Annotated in this window: 21 protein-coding genes; 8 read left to right on the plus strand and 13 right to left on the minus strand. The window is 42.5% G+C overall.

Annotation, left to right across the window (positions count from 1 at the left end; all coding sequences use genetic code 11):
- Positions 1-15 precede the first annotated feature (15 nt).
- The 5 genes from leuD to ACO6S0_RS09240 all read left to right on the plus strand — a co-directional run bounded on the left by leuD (position 16) and on the right by ACO6S0_RS09240 (position 5,084).
- On the plus strand, positions 16-612 hold the full coding sequence (gene leuD, locus ACO6S0_RS09220) for a 3-isopropylmalate dehydratase small subunit (RefSeq protein ID WP_422351698.1): 597 nt from the start codon (positions 16-18) through the stop codon (positions 610-612).
- 20 nt (positions 613-632) lie between these two features.
- Positions 633-2,150 (plus strand): alpha-isopropylmalate synthase regulatory domain-containing protein, encoded by a 1,518-nt coding sequence (locus ACO6S0_RS09225; protein ID WP_422351699.1) that lies wholly within the window; start codon positions 633-635, stop codon positions 2,148-2,150.
- Between the two features lie 97 nt (positions 2,151-2,247).
- Positions 2,248-3,303: a 3-isopropylmalate dehydrogenase gene (gene leuB / locus ACO6S0_RS09230; protein WP_422351700.1), complete on the plus strand. Its 1,056-nt coding sequence runs from the start codon at positions 2,248-2,250 to the stop codon at positions 3,301-3,303.
- 354 nt (positions 3,304-3,657) lie between these two features.
- Positions 3,658-4,782 (plus strand): hypothetical protein, encoded by a 1,125-nt coding sequence (locus tag ACO6S0_RS09235; protein WP_422351701.1) that lies wholly within the window; start codon positions 3,658-3,660, stop codon positions 4,780-4,782.
- 32 nt (positions 4,783-4,814) lie between these two features.
- Entirely contained in the window at positions 4,815-5,084 is a 270-nt protein-coding gene (locus ACO6S0_RS09240) for a hypothetical protein (RefSeq protein ID WP_422351702.1), read from the plus strand.
- 229 nt (positions 5,085-5,313) lie between these two features.
- Here the strand turns inward: ACO6S0_RS09240 and ACO6S0_RS09245 are convergent, their stop codons facing one another.
- The 11 genes from ACO6S0_RS09245 to ACO6S0_RS09295 all read right to left on the minus strand — a co-directional run bounded on the left by ACO6S0_RS09245 (position 5,314) and on the right by ACO6S0_RS09295 (position 18,334).
- Positions 5,314-6,903, minus strand: a complete 1,590-nt coding sequence (locus ACO6S0_RS09245; RefSeq protein WP_422351703.1) for an NADP-dependent glyceraldehyde-3-phosphate dehydrogenase — start codon at positions 6,901-6,903, stop codon at positions 5,314-5,316.
- A 157-nt stretch (positions 6,904-7,060) separates the two neighbouring features.
- Positions 7,061-8,359 (minus strand): threonine ammonia-lyase IlvA, encoded by a 1,299-nt coding sequence (gene ilvA / locus ACO6S0_RS09250; protein ID WP_422351704.1) that lies wholly within the window; start codon positions 8,357-8,359, stop codon positions 7,061-7,063.
- Between the two features lie 41 nt (positions 8,360-8,400).
- On the minus strand, positions 8,401-9,876 hold the full coding sequence (ilvC, locus tag ACO6S0_RS09255) for a ketol-acid reductoisomerase (protein WP_422351705.1): 1,476 nt from the start codon (positions 9,874-9,876) through the stop codon (positions 8,401-8,403).
- Positions 9,877-9,899: 23 nt separating this feature from the next.
- A complete protein-coding gene (gene ilvN, locus ACO6S0_RS09260; protein WP_422351706.1) occupies positions 9,900-10,427 on the minus strand; it encodes an acetolactate synthase small subunit in 528 nt (175 codons plus the stop codon).
- A 2-nt stretch (positions 10,428-10,429) separates the two neighbouring features.
- On the minus strand, positions 10,430-11,011 hold the full coding sequence (locus tag ACO6S0_RS09265; protein WP_422351707.1) for an O-methyltransferase: 582 nt from the start codon (positions 11,009-11,011) through the stop codon (positions 10,430-10,432).
- Between the two features lies 1 nt (position 11,012).
- Positions 11,013-12,746, minus strand: coding sequence for a biosynthetic-type acetolactate synthase large subunit (gene ilvB / locus ACO6S0_RS09270; protein WP_422351708.1), 1,734 nt, complete (start codon positions 12,744-12,746; stop codon positions 11,013-11,015).
- A gap of 52 nt (positions 12,747-12,798) precedes the next feature.
- A complete protein-coding gene (ilvD, locus tag ACO6S0_RS09275) occupies positions 12,799-14,478 on the minus strand; it encodes a dihydroxy-acid dehydratase (RefSeq protein WP_422351709.1) in 1,680 nt (559 codons plus the stop codon).
- A gap of 358 nt (positions 14,479-14,836) precedes the next feature.
- Complete coding sequence (locus ACO6S0_RS09280) at positions 14,837-15,676, minus strand: biotin-dependent carboxyltransferase family protein (protein WP_422351710.1); 840 nt, start codon at positions 15,674-15,676, stop codon at positions 14,837-14,839.
- Entirely contained in the window at positions 15,669-16,403 is a 735-nt protein-coding gene (gene pxpB, locus ACO6S0_RS09285) for a 5-oxoprolinase subunit PxpB (protein ID WP_422351711.1), read from the minus strand. The genes ACO6S0_RS09280 and pxpB overlap by 8 nt, the downstream gene beginning before the upstream one ends.
- On the minus strand, positions 16,400-17,143 hold the full coding sequence (gene pxpA, locus ACO6S0_RS09290) for a 5-oxoprolinase subunit PxpA (protein WP_422351712.1): 744 nt from the start codon (positions 17,141-17,143) through the stop codon (positions 16,400-16,402). The genes pxpB and pxpA overlap by 4 nt, the downstream gene beginning before the upstream one ends.
- Positions 17,144-18,334: an Nramp family divalent metal transporter gene (locus ACO6S0_RS09295; RefSeq protein WP_422351713.1), complete on the minus strand. Its 1,191-nt coding sequence runs from the start codon at positions 18,332-18,334 to the stop codon at positions 17,144-17,146. It abuts the gene before it with no gap.
- Positions 18,335-18,516: 182 nt separating this feature from the next.
- On the opposite strand from ACO6S0_RS09295, the gene ACO6S0_RS09300 reads away from it, so the two are divergent.
- Complete coding sequence (locus ACO6S0_RS09300; RefSeq protein ID WP_422351714.1) at positions 18,517-18,960, plus strand: hypothetical protein; 444 nt, start codon at positions 18,517-18,519, stop codon at positions 18,958-18,960.
- On the opposite strand, the gene ACO6S0_RS09305 is transcribed toward ACO6S0_RS09300, so the two are convergent.
- Both ACO6S0_RS09305 and ACO6S0_RS09310 read right to left on the minus strand, forming a co-directional pair.
- Complete coding sequence (locus tag ACO6S0_RS09305) at positions 18,957-19,367, minus strand: hypothetical protein (protein WP_422351715.1); 411 nt, start codon at positions 19,365-19,367, stop codon at positions 18,957-18,959. The two genes, ACO6S0_RS09300 and ACO6S0_RS09305, sit on opposite strands and share 4 nt — an antisense overlap.
- Before the next feature lie 164 nt (positions 19,368-19,531).
- Positions 19,532-21,112, minus strand: a complete 1,581-nt coding sequence (locus ACO6S0_RS09310; RefSeq protein WP_422351716.1) for a flavin-containing monooxygenase — start codon at positions 21,110-21,112, stop codon at positions 19,532-19,534.
- Between the two features lie 355 nt (positions 21,113-21,467).
- Between ACO6S0_RS09310 and ACO6S0_RS09315 the strand changes: the two genes are divergently transcribed.
- Both ACO6S0_RS09315 and ACO6S0_RS09320 read left to right on the plus strand, forming a co-directional pair.
- Positions 21,468-22,337 carry a 3-keto-5-aminohexanoate cleavage protein gene (locus ACO6S0_RS09315; RefSeq protein WP_422351717.1) on the plus strand — a complete coding sequence of 290 codons (870 nt, stop codon included), beginning with the start codon at positions 21,468-21,470 and terminating at the stop codon, positions 22,335-22,337.
- 6 nt (positions 22,338-22,343) lie between these two features.
- On the plus strand, positions 22,344-22,961 hold the full coding sequence (locus tag ACO6S0_RS09320) for a GNAT family N-acetyltransferase (protein ID WP_422351718.1): 618 nt from the start codon (positions 22,344-22,346) through the stop codon (positions 22,959-22,961).
- Position 22,962 lies beyond the last annotated feature (1 nt).

Raw genomic sequence — 22,962 nt, forward strand, 5'->3', positions numbered from 1 at the left:
TGTTAATTGAAAAAAATGGCATACGATAAATTCAACATACTTAAAAGTTCCGCAGTTCCACTTCCCATAGAAAATGTGGACACGGATCAAATTATTCCAGCTCGTTTTCTTAAAGCTACAGAGCGAAAAGGATTTGGCGACAATCTTTTTAGGGACTGGAGATTTAATTCCGACGATACCCCTAAAGAGCATTTTGTGCTTAACAATCCCATTTATAGTGGAAAAATTTTGGTGGGTGGAAAGAACTTCGGTTCTGGATCTTCCAGAGAACATGCCGCCTGGGCGGTTTACGATTACGGATTCCGCTGTGTGGTATCCAGCTTCTTTGCAGATATTTTTAGGAACAACTGTTTGAACATTGGAGTTCTTCCGGTACAGGTGAGTCCAGAGTTTTTGGATAATATCTTTAAGGCGATAGAGGCTAATCCAGACACAGAATTGGAAATCAACCTTCCCGAGCAGACCATTACCCTTTTGGAAACTGGAGAACAGGAGAGTTTCGCTATAAACGATTACAAAAAAGAGAATATGCTCAATGGCTTTGATGATATTGACTATTTGTTGAACATCAAAAACAATATTGAGAAATTTGCCCAGAATACTCCGCTTTAACAACACTTAAGAGAGAACCTATGGCACAGCGGAGCGTCGAAATCATGGATACCACCCTTCGGGATGGTGAACAGACCTCTGGAGTTTCCTTTTCTTCATCGGAGAAACTTACCTTGGCCAAATTATTATTGGAAGAACTTCAAGTAGATCGGATTGAAGTGGCCTCAGCGCGTGTTTCTGATGGGGAGTTCAATGCTGTAAAAAACATAACGGATTGGGCGGAAGCCGAGGGCTATCTGAATCGGGTGGAAGTTTTGACCTTTGTGGACAAAGGTGTCTCCCTAAAATGGATGGAGCAGTCCGGAGCCAAGGTTCAAAATTTGTTGACCAAGGGCTCATTGAACCATCTGACACATCAACTCAAGAAAACCCCTGAGCAACATTTCAAGGAAATAGCAGAGGTTATCGCCCAGGCTGAATCCATGGGTATCACCACCAACGTATACTTGGAGGACTGGAGTAATGGGATGCGCAACTCGCCTGATTATGTGTTCGAATTTCTGGACTTTTTGACCCAACAGCCCGTCAAAAGAATTTTACTTCCTGATACCCTGGGTATACTGACCCACGAGGAGGCGTTTAGCTTTCTTAGCCAAATCATTAAGAAATATCCTGATTCCCATTTTGATTTTCACGGACACAATGACTACGATTTAAGCGTAGCCAATGTGATGGAAGCCCTAAAAGCTGGATGCCATGGGTTACACCTTACCGTTAACGGAATGGGCGAACGTGCGGGCAATGCTCCACTGGCCAGTGTGGTTGCCGTCATCAACGATTTTATGCCAGAAATCACTATTGGTGTCAAGGAATCTTCTTTGTATAAAGTAAGCAAACTAGTCTCTGCTTTTACAGGTTTTGGAATCCCTGACAACAAACCTATCGTTGGGGATAATGTTTTTACTCAAACAGCTGGAATACACGCGGATGGAGATAGTAAAAAGAATCTTTACTTCAATGATTTATTGCCCGAGCGATTTGGCAGGAAGCGCAAGTATGCCTTAGGCAAAACATCAGGAAAAGCGAATATTCAGAAGAACCTACAAGAGCTAGGGCTTACCTTGAATGATGAGGAACTAAAAAAAGTTACGGAGCGAATCATCGAGCTTGGAGATAAAAAGGAACGGGTAACCAAAGATGACCTTCCTTTTATAATTTCTGATGTGCTGGATTCAGAATTGCACCAACAACGGGTATTCGTAAAATCTTATGTGCTAACGCATTCCAAGGGACTCAAACCCTCCACTACCCTTTCCATTGAAATTGATGGAAAGACCTATGAGGAAAATGCCCAAGGAGATGGACAGTTCGACGCTTTTATAAACGCGCTCAAAAAAATTTATCAAAAAGAAAAGGTGGCTTTGCCCAAATTGGTGGATTACGCTGTGCGGATCCCTCCGGGAAGTAATTCGGATGCCCTTTGTGAAACCATCATAACCTGGCAAACCGAGGAAAAGGATTTCACTACCCGTGGATTGGATTCCGACCAAACGGTATCAGCTATAAAAGCCACAGAAAAAATGCTCAACCTCTTTTAACAGAGTCAAGACAAAGAGATACAAGAAACAAGACCGGTTGCAAAACCGAAACCGTAAAAAAATTGCTAACTGATAACCGATAACTGATATCCAACATATGAAACTGAACATTGCCCTTTTAGCTGGAGATGGAATAGGCCCCGAAGTAATTGATCAGGCCGTTAAAGTGTCCAATGCTGTAGCCAAGAAATTCAACCATGAAATTAGCTGGACTCCTGCCCTAACGGGAGCGGCCGCTATAGATGCCGTTGGAGAACCCTATCCCGATGAAACCCATGAAGTTTGCGCCAATGCAGATGCCGTTTTGTTTGGAGCTATTGGCCATCCCCGTTTTGATAACGACCCTTCGGCCAAGGTGCGTCCAGAGCAAGGTCTTTTAAAAATGAGACAAAAGCTGGGGTTGTTTGCCAATGTAAGACCCACTTTTACCTTTCCTTCCTTAATTGACAAGTCTCCGCTGAAGCGAGAACGCATTGAAGGAACGGATTTGATCATCCTTCGCGAACTTACAGGAGGGGTCTATTTTGGTGAAAGAGGAAGAAAGGACGATGGAGACACCGCTTTTGACACCATGACCTACCAACGTTTTGAGGTAGAGCGTTTAGCGCGCAAAGGCTTTGAAATGGCCTTGAAACGAGGTAAAAAACTATGTTGCGTGGACAAAGCCAATGTTTTGGAAGCTTCCAGATTGTGGAGAGAAACCGTACAGGCTTTGGAAAAAGAATATCCGGATGTGGAGGTTACCTATGAATTTGTGGATGCCGTTGCCATGCGATTGATCCAATGGCCCAAAGGATACGATGTAATCATCACAGCCAACCTTTTTGGTGATATACTAACCGATGAAGCTTCCGTGATTTCAGGATCTATGGGATTGATGCCTTCTTCTTCCGTTGGAAGCAAAGTTTCCCTTTACGAACCCATCCACGGATCGTATCCGCAAGCTGCAGGTAAGGACATTGCCAACCCATTGGCTACCGTACTTTCCGCTGCCATGCTTTTTGAAGATTTGGATTTGGCAGATGAGGCCCAAGCCATTCGTGATGTGGTGAACAAATCTTTGGCAGAAGGAATTGTCACCGAAGATTTAGCCGATGGCGGAAAAGCTTATAAGACTAGCGAAGTTGGAGATTGGTTGGCTTCGAACTTATAAATAACAAACCAAACTAAGCCAAAGAGCCTCGGGATTCCTCGGGGCTTTTTTTATTACCAAAAACAGGAGGAAAACTCAAATTCAAAACGCAAGTTCAAGTTCAAATCTTATTACAGGCACCAAGAACAAAGAACCAAGAACCAAGACAAATAATCTAATAATCCAAACCTCGACCACCCAGCACCCACCATGCAGCATCAAGCATCGAGCAACTCATGCCAAATCGGACATCTTAAATCTCATATCTCAACTCTAACCACCCATCCGTCAACTCAAAAGGGCCATCCGTCAATTCGAACCCTTCCAAGAACTATCTCCTTTCTATTTTCAAACTATAGAAACAAAAAAACTATCATGAAAAATTCTGACCCAAGACCTTTTATCTATTGTCTTTTGGTGCTTGTTTGTATTCTTTTCACTCTCAGTTCCTGTGGCAAAGACGATACTTGTACCGAAAAAACATGGTATCAAAACAATGATGGAGATTCCGAAGGAAACAACAACGTAACCCTTCTATCCTGCGACAAACCAGATGGATATATTGATGTTGGAGGTGACCCTGACGACACCAATGCGAATATTACCTCTGATTGCGAGCAAGTAACCTATTATGCCGATGAGGACGAAGACAATTACGGTGACCCCAACAACTCCATAACCCAATGTTCTGGTGTAGATGCCCCAACAGGGTATGTTATGGACAATACGGATTGTAATGACGACAGCTCACAAATAACCAACCTAGGTGCTACGGTTTATGCAGATGTCGATGGGGATGGTTTTGGAGACCCAGGTTTTCCAAAAACCGTTGAGACCTGTGGAGATTACGATGGCAATGTATTGGACAACACGGATTGTGACGACACCAATGCGGATAACTATCCAGGTTCCCAATATATGGTCTACCAAGATAGTGACAACGATGGCCTTGGCAATCCAGAGGTATCGCAAACCGTTGCCGGCTGTACAACAGTACCTGAAGGCTATGTATTGGACAATACGGATTGTAATGACCAAGTTGGTCCTTTTATTGCGGAAGATTGGGTTGGAACTTATTACACCGATAGAACCTCTTATGGAACAAACGGAACAACTTCCCAATTGGGTTCGGGGTTTGGCTGCACAATTGAAACCGTAGAAGGCCAATCAAATAGTCTTAAACTAATTGGGTTTTGGGATAAGGACTACATAGAGGATGAAATTATCCTTGAGGTCGACCCATGTACTCAAAAAGCTACTTGGTATCAAGAAGTGCCTGTTGGTTATAATCCATTCGACCCTTATACAGGTGATATAACCTGGATTAGGGATGACTTTGGAGGTTTCTCTTCCAATGAAATAGAACTAGATCCCGAAGATAACCACGGTTGGTGCGTATTTGATTTTGAAAACAAGATTATAAAATTATATGGAGTAAGCTACATTCCAGATCATGAAATCTATTTTGCCCATTATTTGTGTGAATACTCCAAGCTTTAAGAACTACTCTAATCTTATAACCAATAATATCTATGGATTCAAAAACGTATCTTTATTCTCGAAAGGGACAATTGTTCATGGACATCAATTTGCGTAAATACAACTTTATCCAAAAGCTTATCACCATAAAAAATGAGAATGCCCTGGATATCCTTGAGCAAACCTTGGATAAAATCATCGAGAATAATTACCAAATTTCAGAAGAGAATCTTAATCTTCTTAATGAAAGACTCCGGAGCTACCGGAATAATCCAGATGACCTGGTGGACTGGGGGCAACTTCCTGCAAGAGTTAAAAAGTAAGGTGACACATACGATTAAACCGTGGGGAGTTGCCAACATCACCGAACACTCAACATATTTTTCGCCAAATAGCCTTGGGATTTTCCAGGGCTTTTTTATTTCTAAAAGCTGCAGAAAAATTCAAGTTCAAACTCAAATTCAACATCCAACATCCAACATCAGACATCTCACATCTCACATCTCACATCTCACATCTAACATCTTATGTCTAATGTCTAACATCTAATGTCTAAAGAATATAATCCGTGCTCAAAAAGTTGCTCACCTTGGCTTCAAGCAGTTGTTCAATGGTCTCGTTGTTTAAATCGTTGTCTTTGAAAGCCACAAATGTCCGCACTGAAAAGGAACGCAGCGCATCATGCACACTCAAAGTCGATTGCGCAGAATCCTTACGCCCTGTAAAGGGATATACATCCGGGCCTCGTTGGCAAGAACTGTTCAGGTTTACCCGGCACACCAAATTTGCAAGCGTATCAATTAGCGGAGACAAGGTATAGACATCCTTTCCAAACAAGCTTACCTGTTGCCCGTAGTTAGACTCTGCCATATCATCCAATGGTTCTTCGATATTAGTAAATGAAACTACTGGAATAATGGGACCAAACTGTTCTTCCTCATAAACTCGCATATCTTTGGTCACTGGATACAGTACCGCAGGCCAGATATAGTTGTCTGAGCGTTTTCCTCCCTTTTTGTTCTGTACTTTAGCTCCCTTGGCTTTTGCATCATCCAACAACTCTTGGATGTAATCCGGTTTCCCTGGTTCTGGAAGTGGGGTCAACTTAGCCCCTTCATCCCATGGGTTACCAAATTTCAAAGCGTCCACTTTCTCCGAGAATCGTTTTAAAAATTCGTCCTTTACATCCTCATGTACATACACTACTTTCAAGGCGGTACAACGTTGACCGTTAAAGGAAAGAGTTCCTGCAATGCATTCGTTTATAGTGAGGTCCAAATCGGCATCAGGGAGAATAATAGCAGGGTTTTTGGCCTCCAATCCCAATACCAATCGCAATCGGTTGCTCTTAGGGTGCTGGTCTTGTAATGCATTGGCCGATTTACTATTTCCAATCAGTGCCAACACGTCTACCTTTCCAGTTTTCATGATGGGAGCAGCTACCGCCCTACCCCTGCCAAACAAAATATTGACAACCCCTTTTGGGAAACTGCTTTGGAAAGCTTCCAAAAGCGGTGTGATCAAAAGCACCCCATGCTTTGCGGGTTTAAAGATGGTGGTATTCCCCATAATAATGGCGGGAATCAACAAAGCAAAAGTTTCATTCAATGGATAATTGTATGGCCCCAAACAAAGCACCACTCCCAGTGGGCCTCTACGGATATGGGCATAGACCCCATCGTGTTTGGAAAACTTGGCAGAATCACGATCCAATTGCTTGTAGTCCTCAATGGTATCATAGATGTACTCCACCGTTCGGTCAAATTCTTTGTAAGAATCCGGCATGGACTTCCCTATTTCCCACATCAACAGTTTAACCACTTCTTCCCTTTTTCCCTCCATCTTTTTCACAAAAGATTCCATGCACTCTATGCGGTCTTTCACCTTCATGGTAGGCCAAAGTCCCTTCCCTTGGTCAAATGCACCAATAGCAGCATCCAATGCTTCAAGTGCCTCTGCTTCTCCCATATTGGGGATGCTTCCCAAAACGGTATGGGCATATTCCTTAGTGGAGGATATGGTAGAAATCACTTCCGTATTTTCTCCTTTCCATTCACGTAATTCCCCATCCACCAAATATGTTCTTTGATGGATTTGTGAAGTAATCTGCAATGCTTCCGGTATGGTTGTCTTAGCTGGCATATCCTTGATTTTAGTATTTAGATTGTGCTGCTTTTTAGTCTAGCAAAAGACAAAGCTAACACAAAAAAGCTTTGAAAAGACCTTATTTATCAAGGGATTGCAACGAAAACGTTTAAGTAAGGCCTATTTAAAAAAAGAAGTTTCAATTGTGATGGGATCAAACCAGATATTGAAACAAATCCGGTTTGTTGTTCAAATAATCTCCATAGAAATTATTGTCCTTCATTCTAGAAATCAAGGGTTCCAGATCTTCAGGGGATTTCAATTCAATCCCCACCACAGCTGGTGCATTTTCCCGACTTGATTTTTTGGAATATTCAAAATGGGTAATATCATCTGTGGGACCCAAAATATCGGCCACAAATTCCTTCAATGCCCCAGGTCTTTGCGGAAATCGAACTATGAAGTAATGCTTGAGGTTTCCATAGAGCAGAGCTCTTTCCTTAATTTCTGCGGTACGGGTGATGTCATTGTTACTGCCACTGACAATACAGACCACGTTTTTACCCTTAATTTCTTCCTTGAAATCATCCAGTGCCGCGATGGTCAACGCTCCGGCCGGTTCCACTACAATGGCATCCCGGTTGTAGAGTTCCAAAATAGTCTGGCAGACCTTCCCTTCGGGAACAGTTTCCATTTTAAAAAGATGATCTCGGCAGATGGGAAAGGTATATGCTCCTACTTTTTGCACAGCTGCCCCATCCACAAACTTGTCAATCTGGGAAAGCTCTACCAACTCACCCTGTTCCATGGATTTTTTCATGGAAGGTGCCCCAGCTGGTTCCACGCCAATAACTTTGGTGTTGGGAGAAAGTTCCTTGAACGTGGCACACAAGCCAGACGCCAATCCGCCTCCACCAACAGCCACAAAGACATAATCAATAGGTTCTTGAGCCTGGCTTAGAAGCTCCAACCCAATCGTGGCCTGACCTTCAATGGTTTTTGGGTCATCAAAAGGGTGGACAAAAGTTTTGTTGTGCTCTTCACAAAAGACTTTGGAAGCTTTGTACGAATCATCAAAAGTATCACCCTCCAAAACCACTTTAACGCGGTCACCTCCAAACATTTTAGTCTGGTCAATCTTTTGTTTTGGAGTAACCACGGGCATAAATATGGTTCCTTCTACTCCCAAGTGGTTACAGGCAAAAGCCACTCCTTGGGCATGATTCCCAGCACTGGCGCAGACCACTCCTTGTTTCAGGGCTTCCTGGGAAAGCGAATTGATTTTGTTGAATGCTCCACGAATCTTATAGCTACGAACGCGTTGCAAGTCCTCGCGTTTCAGCCACACATTGGCGTCCAATTGCTTGGAATACCGAATACTCTTTTGCAACGGAGTTTCGTCAGCCACTTGGGCTATAACCTTGGCCGCCTGCTGAATATCCTCTAGCTGAGGAAAATAAAGGGGCACTTGTTGCGCCCCCTTTTTTGTACTTGATGTTGTGTTGCTTTTCATGGAAAAACACCCTTTTGCTTCCTAAAATGGAAGTCTATCATTTAAACGATGGGTTTCATCGCAGTCATGGATTCCCTTAACCGAGTTCCCACAATCTCCACGGGATGCTCACGAAGCGCTTTGTTAACCGCAATGAGCTTCACGTTGTCCACGCCATTGTCCTTATCTGCTCCGTAATGGGTTCCGATAACGTCAATGTCCACTTTTTTCATGAAGTCCTCCAACAATGGCTTACAGGCATGATCAAACAGATAGCAACCGTACTCTGCCGTATCAGAAATAACACGGTTCATCTCAAACAACTTCTTCCTTGCAATGGTATTGGCAATCAAAGGTGTCTCATGCAAGGACTCGTAATAAGCCGATTCTCCAATGATTCCCGATTCCGTCATCGTTTCATAGGCCAACTCCACCCCGGATTTTACAAAGGCTACCATCAACACACCATTGTCATAGTATTCTTGCTCGGCAATCTCAACATCCCCAGCAGGAGTCTTTTCAAAAGCCGTTTCTCCAGTAGCAGCTCTCCATGTCAACAGGTTTTTATCCCCATCGGCCCAATCCTCCATCATGGTTTTGGAGAAATGGCCACTCATAATATCATCTTGATGTTTTTGGAACAAGGGACGCATAATATCCTTAAGTTCCTCGGCCAGATCGTAAGCCTTGATCTTGGCAGGATTGGACAAACGATCCATCATATTGGTTACCCCGCCATGTTTTAATCCTTCGGTAATGGTTTCCCATCCGTATTGAATAAGTTTGGAAGCATAACCGGCATCCACACCTTTTTCCAACATTTTATTAAAAGACAAAATGGAACCGGTCTGCAGCAGACCACAAAGAATGGTCTGTTCTCCCATTAAATCCGATTTTACTTCGGCCACAAAGGAAGATTCCAAAACCCCTGCTCTGTGTCCACCTGTTCCAGCGGCATACGCTTTAGCCTGCTCCAATCCCTTACCCTCAGGGTCGTTTTCTGGATGGACGGCAATAAGTGTTGGCACGCCAAAACCTCTTTTGTATTCTTCCCGCACTTCCGAACCAGGGCTCTTTGGTGCCACCATGATCACGGTAAGGTCCTCACGGATTTGCATCCCTTCTTCCACGATGTTAAAACCATGGGAGTAAGACAAGGTTGCTCCCTGCTTCATAAGTGGCATAACAGCGCTAACAACGTTGGTGTGTTGCTTGTCCGGCGTAAGGTTGATTACCAAATCGGCGGTAGGAATCAACTCCTCATAAGTACCTACGTTGAAGTTGTTTTCGGTGGCATTTTTGTACGACTGTCTTTGTTCCTTAATGGCAGCCTCACGAAGGGTGTAGGAGATATCCAATCCGGAATCACGCATGTTTAATCCCTGGTTCAAGCCCTGGGCACCGCATCCTACGATTACAATCTTTTTTCCTTTTAGTGCGGTTACGCCATCTGCAAATTCGCTGGCTTCCATAAACCTACATTTTCCCAATTGGGTCAATTGATCGCGAAGGGACAGCGTATTAAAGTAATTTGTCATTTTTGGTTTTTATTTAATGCTATTTATTGATTTTGAAACTCTTCTAAAATTTTGGTGATGGGCATTGTGGCCTTGGTTACGGCAATCCTTCCTGAACGAACAAATTGCATTATCCCATAAGGCTCCAAAGCATCATGCATTTCATCAATTTCGTGTCGTCTCCCTGTTTTTGCCAAAACAAAAAAGTCACGTGCTACCGTTACAATTTGCGAATTGCTCTCTTTGATGATGTTCTGGATTTGCCGCTCGTCAAACAAGAGGTCCGAAGCAATTTTGAACAAAGCAGATTCCTGATAGATGGTATCATCATCGGTATGATAATAGGCTTTGATCACTTCTATTTGCTTTTCAATCTGACCCACGATTTTGCGTGCCCAATCTTCAGTTGAATAAATTACAATAGTGAATTTTGATACATGCTCAATTTCTGATTTAGAGACATTTAAGCTCTCTATATTAATATGTCTCTTTAAGAATATTCCAGATATTCTATTCAATAGTCCCACGTTATTTTCCGAATAAACTGAAATGGTATACCATTGTTTTTCCATGCTCATTTTGTTTTAACCGCAACGATTACGCCCGTTGACCAGTCCATTTTAGTAATTGTAAAATCTTGTCTTGTTTCCAATTTGTCAACCAGGGAAGATACATAGGTTAAATGTCCTTCCGGCCAATTGGGTTGCTCCGTCATATCATCAATAACATAAAAGCCCCCCACCTTGATTAAACCCAATGTTTCTTCCAGCAAGCTATATTTTCCAGGCCAAGCATCCGCAAAGACCAAGTCGAACTTTTCTTCCTGATTTTGTACTATCCAGTCTTCACCATCCGCGCAAATCAATTGGAGACGTTCATCACCGCCAAAAAAACCTTCAGCAATTTGAATGAGATTCATATCGTTGTCCACGCTGATCAACTTGGATGTATTATCCATTCCTTCCAGCATCCATGCCAAGGATAAACCCATTCCTGTCCCCAATTCCAAGAAGTGCCCCGCAGGTTTGGAAGCCACCAAGGTCTTCAGAAATGTGCCTATATACATATCCGACGGCATGGTGAATCCAATTTCATCGGACTTGCTCAGCAAGGTAGCATACACATTGGGTGTATCCAAGATATTTGCTTGGTTCATGTTACTTCAATCGAATATCAGATACCGAGGCTCCTGATGGAATCATTGGGAATACATTGTCTTCCTTCTCTACCCTAACCTCCAAGAAATATGGGTCTTTTGATGCTATCATCTCCTCAACGGCATCTTTTAAATCCCTACGTTCTGTAACTCTTCTGGACTTGATGTGGTAGCCTTCTGCTATCTTCACAAAATCCGGATTGGTCATCACCGTTGATGCATATCTGCTTTCAAAGAAAAGCTCCTGCCACTGACGAACCATGCCTAAATGGTCATTGTTCAACACTACTATTTTTACTGGAACATTATGTTGGAAGATAACCCCGAGTTCCTGAATGGTCATTTGATAACCGCCATCTCCAATAACAGCAACCACCTCGCGATCCATAGCCCCCATTTTGGCACCTATGGCCGCCGGAAGGGCAAAGCCCATGGTTCCCAGACCTCCGGAGGTAATGTTGCTCTTGGACTGTTTGAATTTAGCATACCTACAGGTGATCATTTGATGCTGTCCAACATCGGTAACCACAACTGCATTGTGTCCAGAGGCTTTGTTGATTTGTTCAATGACCTCACCCATGGTAAGGCCTTCCTTGGTCGGCTCTATATCTTTTTTGATAACGGTGTCGTATTCAATCTGATATTTTTTATCAAATTCCGCCAGCCACTCCTTATGTTCATTTTTATGGATCAATGGCAACAACAAATCCAAGGTTTGTTTGGCATTTCCAAGCACCGCTATATCAGCATGTACATTTTTGTTGATTTCGGCAGGGTCAATTTCAAAATGTATCACCTTGGCCTGCTTGGCATAGGTGTCCAAATTGCCCGTGACCCTATCGTCAAAACGCATGCCTATGGCTATGAGCACGTCGCATTCGTTGGTCAATACATTGGGACCATAGTTTCCGTGCATACCAACCATCCCCACATTCAATGGGTGGTTCGTATCCATGGCGGAGAGCCCCAAAACCGTCCATGCAGCAGGGATTCCAGCTTTTTCAACCAAGGCTTTGAGCTCGGCTTCGGCTTCGCCCAAAATCACCCCTTGTCCAAAGACAATGTAGGGCTTTTTGGCATTGTTGATCATTTCCGCAGCTACCTCAATCGCTTTAACATCTGGTTCCGGCACTGGTTTATAACTACGTACCCCAGTACATTTTTCATACACAAAATCCAATTCGTCAAACTGGGCATTTTTGGTGATATCCACCAAAACAGGCCCCGGTCTGCCTGATTTTGCAATATAGAAGGCCTTGGCCAAGATCTCAGGAATCTCGCTCGCCTTGGTTACCTGATAATTCCATTTGGTAACAGGAGTGGATATTCCTACGATATCTGTTTCCTGGAAGGCATCGGAACCCAACAAATGTCTTGGCACCTGCCCCGTAATACACACCATTGGCGTGGAATCTATTTGTGCATCGGCCAATCCCGTAACCAAATTGGTAGCCCCAGGGCCAGATGTGGCCATGGCCACTCCCACCTTTCCACTAACCCGTGCATATCCTTGGGCTGCATGGGTTGCACCTTGTTCATGACGGGTAAGGATGTGGGTAAGCTTGTCCTGAAATTTATAAAGTTCGTCATACACCGGCATAATGGCTCCACCGGGATAACCATAGATCAAATCCACACCTTCGGCCAAAAGACAATGTATAATGGCTTCTGCCCCACTTATGCGGATGGTCTTGGCTGTTTTGTTTTCTTTCTTTTTTAAAGTTTCCGTGCTCATAATGTCAACTTAGAATGATGAGATTCCCGCATTGGCAGAAACGACATTTTTTTTAATATTTATCGGTAACGCATCCTTCTGAAGCCGATGCTACAGATCTTGCGTACTTGTACAATATTCCTTTGGTAAATTTTAATGGAGGAGCTTGCCATTTGGCCCTTCTTCTTTCCATTTCCTCATCTGAAATATTTAAGGTAATGGAATTGTCCAAAGCGCTAATGGTAATTAAATCACCAGTCTCCACAAGGGCAATGGCTCCTCCCTCTTGGGCTTCTGGGGTTACGTGACCCACTACAAAACCATGGGTTCCTCCAGAAAAACGACCATCCGTGATCAACGCAACCGATTTTCCCAAACCAGCCCCCATGATCATGGATGTAGGTTTAAGCATTTCGGGCATACCTGGGCCTCCCTTGGGTCCTACATAGCGAATAACGACTACATTCCCTTTTTCCACTTCACCTTTGGATATGCCTTCATTGGCTTCGGGTTCACTATCGTACACCACCGCTTTTCCTTCAAACTTTAAGCCTTCTTTACCAGAAATCTTTGCCACAGCTCCTTCTTCTGCCAAGTTTCCTTTAAGGATTTGTAAGTTACCCGAAGATTTCAATGCCTTATCCACGCTGTACAACAAATCTTGCTCCTCAAATTCCATAGCTTCAACATCTTTCAGGTTTTCAGCTAAGGTTTTCCCGGTTACGGTCATACAATCCCCATGTAAAAAGCCTTGTTCCAACAAATACTTCATAATCTTTGGGGTTCCGCCAATACCATGGACATCTTCCATCAGGTATTTTCCCGAAGGTTTTAAATCCCCAATAAGTGGTGTTTTATCACTTATGCGTTGAAAATCCTCCAAGGTAAATTCGATATCTGCAGCATATGCAATGGCCAAATAATGCAATACCGCATTGGTAGAGCCACCAAGTGCATTGACCAGGGTAATTGCATTTTCAATGGATTTTTTTGTAACGATATCCTTTGGTTTTAAATCGAGCTCCAAAAGATTTTTTATGGCTTGGGCAGTACGTTCTGCCTCTGAAAGCTTGTTGGGGTTGACGGCTGGAATAGATGAATTGTAAGGTAATGACATTCCCATACATTCTATGGATGATGCCATCGTATTTGCCGTGTACATCCCCCCACAGGCACCTGCCCCTGGTATTGCTCTCTTAATGATTTCCTTGTATTCAGCTTCGTCGATTTCTCCTGCAATTTTCTGTCCCAAAGCTTCAAAGGCAGATACAATATTTAGCTTTCGCCCTTTATAGTTTCCAGAAGCAACGCTACCACCGTAAACCATTATAGATGGTCTATTGAGTCGGAGCATAGCAATAATGGCCCCAGGCATATTTTTATCGCATCCAACAACACCGATCAATGCATCATAAGACATCCCGTTCATCACCGTTTCCATAGAGTCGGCAATAATATCCCGTGAAGCCAACGAATATTTCATACCCGATGTTCCCATGGAGATTCCATCGGATACTCCAATAGTACCGAACGTCAATCCCACTTGCCCTGTCTCGTTAACATGCTTTTTGATTTCCTGTGCTATACTGTTCAAGTGCATGTTGCAGGGATTACCATCGTAGCCCGTACTACCAATGGCAATTTGTGCCTTTTTCATATCCTCCTCCTTTAAACCTGTGGCATACAACATGGCCTGTGATGCGGGTTGCGAAGGGTTTTGGGTAACGTTCTTACTATGTTTGTTCAATTCCATTATTAATTTTCTTTCAGATCGGGAATCTTGTTGAATTTACTATATCATTCAAAGATAGATGTTTCAGAAACCCTATATTTTTAACAGTTTTACACCTTCTAAATCCATTTAAAATAATATACCTTTATCTCTATGAAAATCAACGTTTTAAGTTGATTTAAAATCCCATATCCATTTCTTTTTTGGACCATAAAAAAAGCCTGTATCTTTAATGGGATACAGGCTTTTTCTAAATCAATAGGACATCTGTATCATTCCATGGCTGGAATAATAATGACGACGCTATTAATCAGATTTTTTGCTTTCACAGTTCAAGTGTACAAAAAATTAAGATAAAAAACCAAACTGGAAATGAATTTTATATCAGTTTAAATGAAATGGAGTCCCCAAACTTTTTCTGGGCCAGCTGACAAATGGAATCCTCGGACAATTGCAAAATTCTTGGATAGCCCCCTGTGGTTTGTCCATCTTTCATTAGGATAATCAATTTTCCGGCGGGCGTAAACTGTACCGTCCCGGGCATAGTTCCTGAAGTGAGCATGGAATGTTTATGCCCCTGAATCAATTCTGCCAATTGGTAGGCCATGCGGTTGTTTTTTTCCGAAATGGAAAATGATTTCCCAAACAATGAACCCAACTGGGCATCCGACAACATGGAGAATTCAGGCCCCTTATAAACTTCCAAGGTTTCTTCTTCAAATTTCCTATCTACCTTTAGTCCAGAAATCGCAGGTTCAAAAGATACCGTTTCCCCATAAGCTACCGAACTGCCATCCTTTAGACATTTTTTTGGTGTAACAGGGTGGTATTGAGATCTACTGCCCATTACCATATCGGTTTGTATCCCCCCTTTCACTGCCAAATAGGACCGAAATCCTTTTTCCAACCTACCATAGGATAAGATATCTCCTTTGGCGACCTGAATCACCTGATAGTTTTCTATGGGCTTGTTGTTGAGCGTGGGTGACAGAAAAGCTCCGGAAAGACAGATATATGTGGGAGCCTCAAATTGCAAGGTGGGGCCCGTCATGGTTATTTCCAAGAGGGCAGCCTCCTTAGGATTATCCAATAATTTGTTGGCCTTTGTTGCCGAATCAGAATCCATGACACCAGAAACTGGAACACCAATATCCCTGTAGCCAAACCGGCCCATGTCCTGAACCGTCATAAAGAAACCTGATTTGAGCACTTTAATCATCCAACGCTATTTTTTCAGGTTTGAAAATACCCACTTCGGCTTCAATTTTTTTCAAGTTGTATTCGGCCCGGGAAATTTGTTTAAACTGAATTTTATCTCCCACACTGACAAAACATGGTTCTTCCGCCGTGGGATTGAAAATTGGTGTGGGGCAGCTCCCAATAATATGCCATCCCCCTGGGGAGTCTTGGGGATAAATACCGGTTTGTTTGCCAGCCAATCCCACTGAGCCCTGGGCCACATGCAGACGGGGTTCCTTTCTTCGGGGAATTTCCAATTCTTCTGGCAAACCTCCCAAATACATAAACCCCGGAAGAAATCCTAAACCGTAAACAATATACTCTTGTGAGGTGTGAAGTGTTATAAGTTGAGTTTGGGAAATTCCCAATGCCGTAGAAACTTCCTCCAAGTCAATTCCCAAATCGGAGTCATAGCACACGGGGATTTTCCATAAAAATCGCCCACGTTTTTTTTGAAGCTTTTTTTGGCCTTTCTGGCAATCCAGAATCTGCTTTTGTATGGATTCAAAATCCACATCTTCCAAGGAATTCACCAAGGTCAGGGAATTGTACGCGATGGACATTTCCCATCCGGGGAGTTCCAAGCTTTTAAAGCAGTCCACAAATTCCAGAATTTCCCCTAACACGGATTCGCTTACCTCGCTTGGCCACTCCATTAAGATAGCCCTTTGTCCAAACGGTTTTATACTGATGGGGAGTTTTTTCACTTTTGTATTTCTACCCCATGTTGGGGCAATTGCTGTGAAAGATACGTTAATATTTGAAATGCTGAAGGGGTGTCTCCATGAATGCAAATGGTTTGGGCCTCTATATCTGCCGTTTCCCCGGATAATGTCACAATTTTCCCTTTTTTTATGATGGGAAGCACCTGTTCCAATACCTTGGCAGGTTCCTGAATCACAGCATTGGGCAGTGTTCTTGAGACCAGACTCAGGTCCAAGTTGTAACTTCTATCCCCAAAGGCCTCATAATGCACTTCATAGCCACTCTCCTTGGCAATCCTAGCCATCACAGAACCAAAAGGAGCATACAAAGGAACTTTTGCCCCATAGGTCTGTATGGCATCCAAAAGCAAACGGGCCACTCGTTCATTTTTAGCCGATTCGTTGTACAATGCACCATGTGCTTTTATATGATTCAGTTTTACGGATTCTTGGCGGAGAATTGTATCAAATTCCTGAAGTTGGTTTAAAATACTGTCGTGAAGCTCTTCATCCGAAATGGTCATGACCACCCTTCCAAAATTGGCTTTGTCTGGGTATGAGGGATGCGCGCCGACCTTTATCCCGTGCCTTTTTGCCAATTTCACCACTTGGGTCATAGTGCCAAGGTCCCCTGCATGACCTCCACAGGCAACATTACAGGAACTTATCAAAGGAAAAATCAGGGCTTCGTTGCCCACACCCTCGCCCACGTCACAGTTAATATCTATTGACCAACTTTTCATCTATACCAATCCCAGGACTTTCATGATACTTTTAGCGCCCAAAAAAATGGAGAAAGCAACAATAGCAAACCCGATAATATTTTGGAAGAGGGTGTTTTTATGCTTCCCCATCACGGATGTTCTATTGACTATCCAAAGCAGCAAGATGGCCATTATAGGCAACACCATTCCGTTGGCAACTTGGGCAAATTGAATCACCTGAATGGGCTTGATATCAAAGGACAAGAAGCATACGCCCAAAAACAAAATGACCATCCAAACCATTTTAAACCTTTTATCCTGCATTCCCTCCCAGCCCAAACAACTGTTGGCCACAAATGCTGCAGCCAGGGGTGCTGTTATTGCGGAAGTGATTCCCGCTGCCAACAGTCCGCATGCAATAAAATAAATGGCACTCTTCCCAAACAAGGGTTCCAGACCCACCGCAAGGTCCATAACATTGGTGACCTCACTTAATGGAGCCGAGGCCGCGGTAATTAAAATGGACATGGACACCAATCCACCCAGTCCTATGGAAATTACGGTGTCCCATTTGGCTGTTTTCAAATCATCATGGGATTTCCATTTTTCTTTCACCAGGGAGGCGTGCAAAAACAAATTGTAAGGAACCACCGTAGTTCCCACAAGGGCAATAACGGTTAACAGTCCTCCTTCTGGTAGATTGGGCACAAACATATTTTGAACAATGTCCAAAACTTCGGGTTTGGTCATTAGGGCGGCAATTAAAAAGCAGACCCCCATTAAACCCACAAGGGCTACAAATACTTTTTCCAAAGTCTTATACCCACTGAACCATAACAACAGAAATGCCATGACACCAACAAAGAGCGGATAAAATTGGGAAAATCCATCCCCCAAAAGCCCTTCCAGCCCCAAGGTAGCGCCGCCAATATTTCCTGCCTCATAAGCTGCATTGCCAACCAGGATGGCAAACAGAACCAAAGCGATCACCAAATTTCTTACCCAGTCAACCCCTATTTCTCCCTTTACGACTTCCATGAGTCCTTTTTGGGTAAACACGCCAATCCTGCCGGACATCTCCTGCAGAATTACGGTAGCAATCACCGATACCAGTACAGCCCAAAGCAAGCTGTAACCAAAATGCACTCCCGCAAGGATACATACCGTAATGGTGCCCGGGCCCACAAAGGCGGCCGCAACTAGAATTCCTGGCCCTATTTTTTTAAACATAAGGGGGTTTGATTATAGGTTTTCAAAATAAGTAGAATTCATTAGAATGATGCATTTCATCCAAAAAAATGCATTTCATCTAAAAATGGGATGTTTTACATCGAATATGTATACGATTATGAAAATCTCGAAGTTATAATAATCCCAAATCAAATAATTGACCTAAAACTTAACCGATACTCATGATCTGTAAAGACTGTGGTAAAGAAATTGGACATGAACAGCATGCAGCGTCCACCGAATCCTTAGGTGTTGCGCTATGTGAGCGGCATACCAAACTCATCAAGAAAATTATCCTTAACAACAGTACCCCAATTGAGGCTGTTCATCTTTTCTATGCTTTGAAAGAAGCGGGTGCCCATCCCATGTTGGAATGGTGGGATGGAAAAAAATCCGTTGATTTAGCCATATCCAGGGTAAAACTGAATATTGAAATTGATAAGGATTACAATACCATAACCCACGAGCAGGCCATTAGCGACCTAGAGGAGGCCATGCATTCCTTTAAAAATGGGTTTACCACCATTCGGATACCCCACTTGGCCATTAAATACTATTTAGAGGATACGGTCCAAAACATTCTTGGAATTATTGAAGGACTGAAGGCCAACATCAAAGTGATCTAGTTGGAATAAGCAGGTTTCCAATCCGTGTTGACCTCTTTGTATTCCAAGACATTGATGGCAATGGTCCTATCACCAATGTTCTCAAGATCATTGGTGTAGTTTTTTCCCCTAAACTCCCAATATTCGGTATCTCCTGGCTCTAGTTTTACCATGCTAATTTTACCATTACCATGACGGGTAAGGGCTAGTCCACCTGTAACGCAAACCCAATTGTAATTGGTATTGTGCTTTCTAAACGGAAGTCTTTCACCAGGTTCCAAACGTATGTCCCATAGTTTTACGGTCTCATTTTCGAACACCAATCGATCACCAAGAGATTCCTTTAAATCGTTATGGAGGAGTTCATCTATCATTTTTTGGTCCCAAGGGTCAAAGTTGCCCACGGGATTCAATTCCACACACTGCATAGCTCATTTTTCTTAAAACGGGCGCAAAATTACGGCCTATTCGTGTCAGAAAATAGGATTGATGTAGGATTTAACTTATTTTTTAGAAGAAAAGGAGTTTTTTCGCCTTTTTTTTAGAACATTGACTCACAGCTGTTTAAAAAAGTAGATTGCAAGCAGTGATGCTACATCATAGCTTGATCGGAAGTTTTGGAATGACCGACTCCAAAAGTTCTGGCAAACAACCTTGAAAGCTGCTCAAAGGGCTTGTGACTAAGTAAAATCAACAACATGATGGAACTTCTTTTAGCCGAATATGCCGTTGGTAAGTGTTTTATTGTTTTTTTGGCCGTGCTTGCATAGGCTGGGTCATTAAGTCTATAAAAAGCAGGTAAGTGTGATCCGAAAAACAGCTTTGTGGAAAACTTAAGATCTTTAATGTTAAAGTACTTCGGTCTACAGCCTACTAATTTGGACATGTCGTTCATAAAGTCATGGTAGTTGACCAAAGACTTGATGTTCACACTATCTGAGAAAAACTTTTCGTTAAAACGCCTATCCCTCTCAATAACCTCCTTCATCTTCATAGCGTCCGGAAGCTTTTTATTTCCTGATAGTAGCAAGGCCATATAACGCGCCTGAATTTCCGAACAGGCCGGAAGTCCTCCTTGCGTAGGCCTGGCCCACCCTATTAAGCTAATTAGAAGTCCATGTTTTGGATGTATCATATGTTTGTAGAGATTCCTTGGATTTTCAAAATCCTTGCCCTCTTTTACATACTCAAATTTTGTTTCGTAACCAGTGTTCAGCACAAGAACATCCGTTTCAATGGTCTCACCACCTTTGGTAACAATGGTATTCTTGGTCAAATAATCAATTTCGTCCCTTGTGATTTCCAATCGTCCATCAAGGATATCCTGAAGGAACACATCACTCTTGGTAAGGAATTTACCCATGAAGGACTTTCTTTCATAAATCCACTGTTGCACCAGTTTCTCAGTGGACCCAACATTTTTGCCAAACTTCAAATACTTCCATGCCATGAATTTCATGAAATGGTCCACTCCTTTTTTTCCCATGGAATTGAGACTGTGTGAAGTATAGGAATCGCTGGTATAACCTGCAGACCATCTAGGAACAATATTTGGAAATTCCCTAACCAATACCCTGCATGAGGTAGTTTGCGAAATTTCATGGATGATGTCCGCTCCAGATTCCCCTATACCAATACACACAACTTTTTTGCCTTTAAAGGACTCACCATTTTTATATTCACTGGAATGAACAATCTCGCCTTCAAAATCAGATTGTCCTTTGAACATTGGAGAATAGGGAATGAAATTACTCCCCGTGCAAATCACTAAATGGTCAAATTTTTCTTTTCGGACCTCACCTTGATGCTCAACTTCAACAACAACCGAATTTCCTTGAATGTCCGTACTCAGAACCTTGTGCGCATAGTGCAGATGTTGCTCTAGATCAAAATGCCCGATATAGTCTTTTAAATATTCCCGATATTCCGACACCTTCCAAAACCTTCTCTCTTCCTTGGGGTCAGGCATGAAATCGGAATAGGCCATAAAATAATTGGATACCGTAAGTTCCAGGGAATCATAGGACCTCCCGCCCTTATCTATGTCTCTGAAAGCGCCGCCAAAACTATCTTCGGCTTCATAGCATACTACTTCAATATTTTGCTTCAACAGCTCTTTTACTGCCACTAGCCCAGACGGGCCAGCTCCAATTACACAAACTTTCGTGCTCATTTTGGCAAAGGTTGATTAAGGTTAATATCCGTTGTGGCCGTTGAAAGTAATCAAGATTGCCATGCTTAAATAAAGAAATCGTTTAAAATCAATTATATACGTTAAAAGATATTGGTCATGTTTAAAATGAAAATACCCTAAATAACCTATCCATTTTAGTTTCAATTTACGGGGTTGGTAGATTGCTCTAAAACAGCACAATAACGAGTCCAGAGGTGTTAACATTGTGAAATGGTCTTCGTTTTTCAGGTCCAAAAACGCTACATATCCAAAAAAAACAACAGCCAACCGATTTTCTGTGTCATTTTCAAATCACCATCTATTTTTATGAAAAGTTCTATAGACATTAAAAGCCATGGGTGAAAACTTAGTAGTAAATTTTACACCAACAGGAATGATTCCTACCAAGGAAATGACTCCCCATGTTCCCGTGGTGGTCCCCGAAATAATTGACCAGGTCCTCGAAGCTTCAGAATTGGGAATCACAATGGTTCACCTTCACGCCCGTGATGCAAAAACTGGAGTCCCCACCTATAAAAAGGACATTTATGGTCAGATCATAGAAGGTATTAGAAAATACGAACCGGAACTGGTGATTTGTGTTTCACTCAGTGGTCGGAATTTTTCTGAATTTGAGAAACGCTCGGAACCTCTATTCTTGGAGGGTTCCCTTAAACCAGATATGGGAAGCTTGACCCTTAGCTCGTTGAATTTTAATGCCACAGCAAGTACCAATTCCCCAGAAATGATACAAAAACTGGCCAAAGCGATGTTGGACAGGGGTATTGTTCCCGAACTTGAAGCCTTCGACATTGGAATGATCAATTACGCAAAATATCTGGCGAAAAAAGGATTGATCCAACCTCCTTTTTACTTCAATTTAATTCTTGGAAATATTGCCTGTGCTCAGGCAAATCTTTTAAATGCAGGGGTAATGATAAACGATTTACCGGAGCAATCCCATTGGAGCTTGGCGGGAATTGGAAACGCCCAGTTGAAGATGAACTCTATTGGAATAGCTATGGGTGGTGGTGTTCGCGTTGGAATTGAGGACAATATCTGGTATGATACCAAGCGCACCAAATTGGCATCAAACAAAGACTTAATCCAAAGGATTCATACCCTTGCCCAAGCCAATGAAAGAAAGATCATGCCTCCATCCGAATTGAGACAACATCTACAACTTGGCACCAAAGGCACATACGGAAGAACTTTACATAAATAGACTTAAATGGATACCCAGGAAAGTAGCAAAAATTACAAGTATAAGTTGCTGATCTCAAATATCAAGCATGGCTTGTTTCTACATACGTTGCAGAATTTCATGTCCAGAAATGGCTTCGACTTTGCACCATATTATTGGGTTCAAGAAGATTTTAATGAATATGAGCACCCTCAGATAACTGATGACCAAGAAAAATATACCGTCAGTTTCTTGTCCGACCAAGAAGTAAAATCTATGAAAAGGGGTTCTTTACGGAAATTTAAGGGCACCAAATTAATAGGTCTAAAACACAATAATCAAATAGCAGCATTCCATTGTGCAGAACAAAGGGACTTTGTTTTCAAGGGTAAAAAAATGAAACTTAAGAAAAACGAGGCCTATCTGCTCAACATGTACACTTTTCAGAATTATAGGGGAAAAAACATTGCTCCATATCTAAGACATGCAACCTATGAATTGCTTAAACAAGAGGGAGTTGACACATTCTATAGCATATCTGATTATCTCAATAAGTCTACCCATAAATTCAAAAAGAAGCTGGGAGCAAGACCATTACAGCTATACCTATCCATAGTCCTGTTTAAAAAATATCACAGAACATTTTTGTTAAAAACCTATAACTAGG

This window comes from Flagellimonas sp., from assembly GCF_965233845.1.
GTDB lineage: Bacteria > Bacteroidota > Bacteroidia > Flavobacteriales > Flavobacteriaceae > Flagellimonas.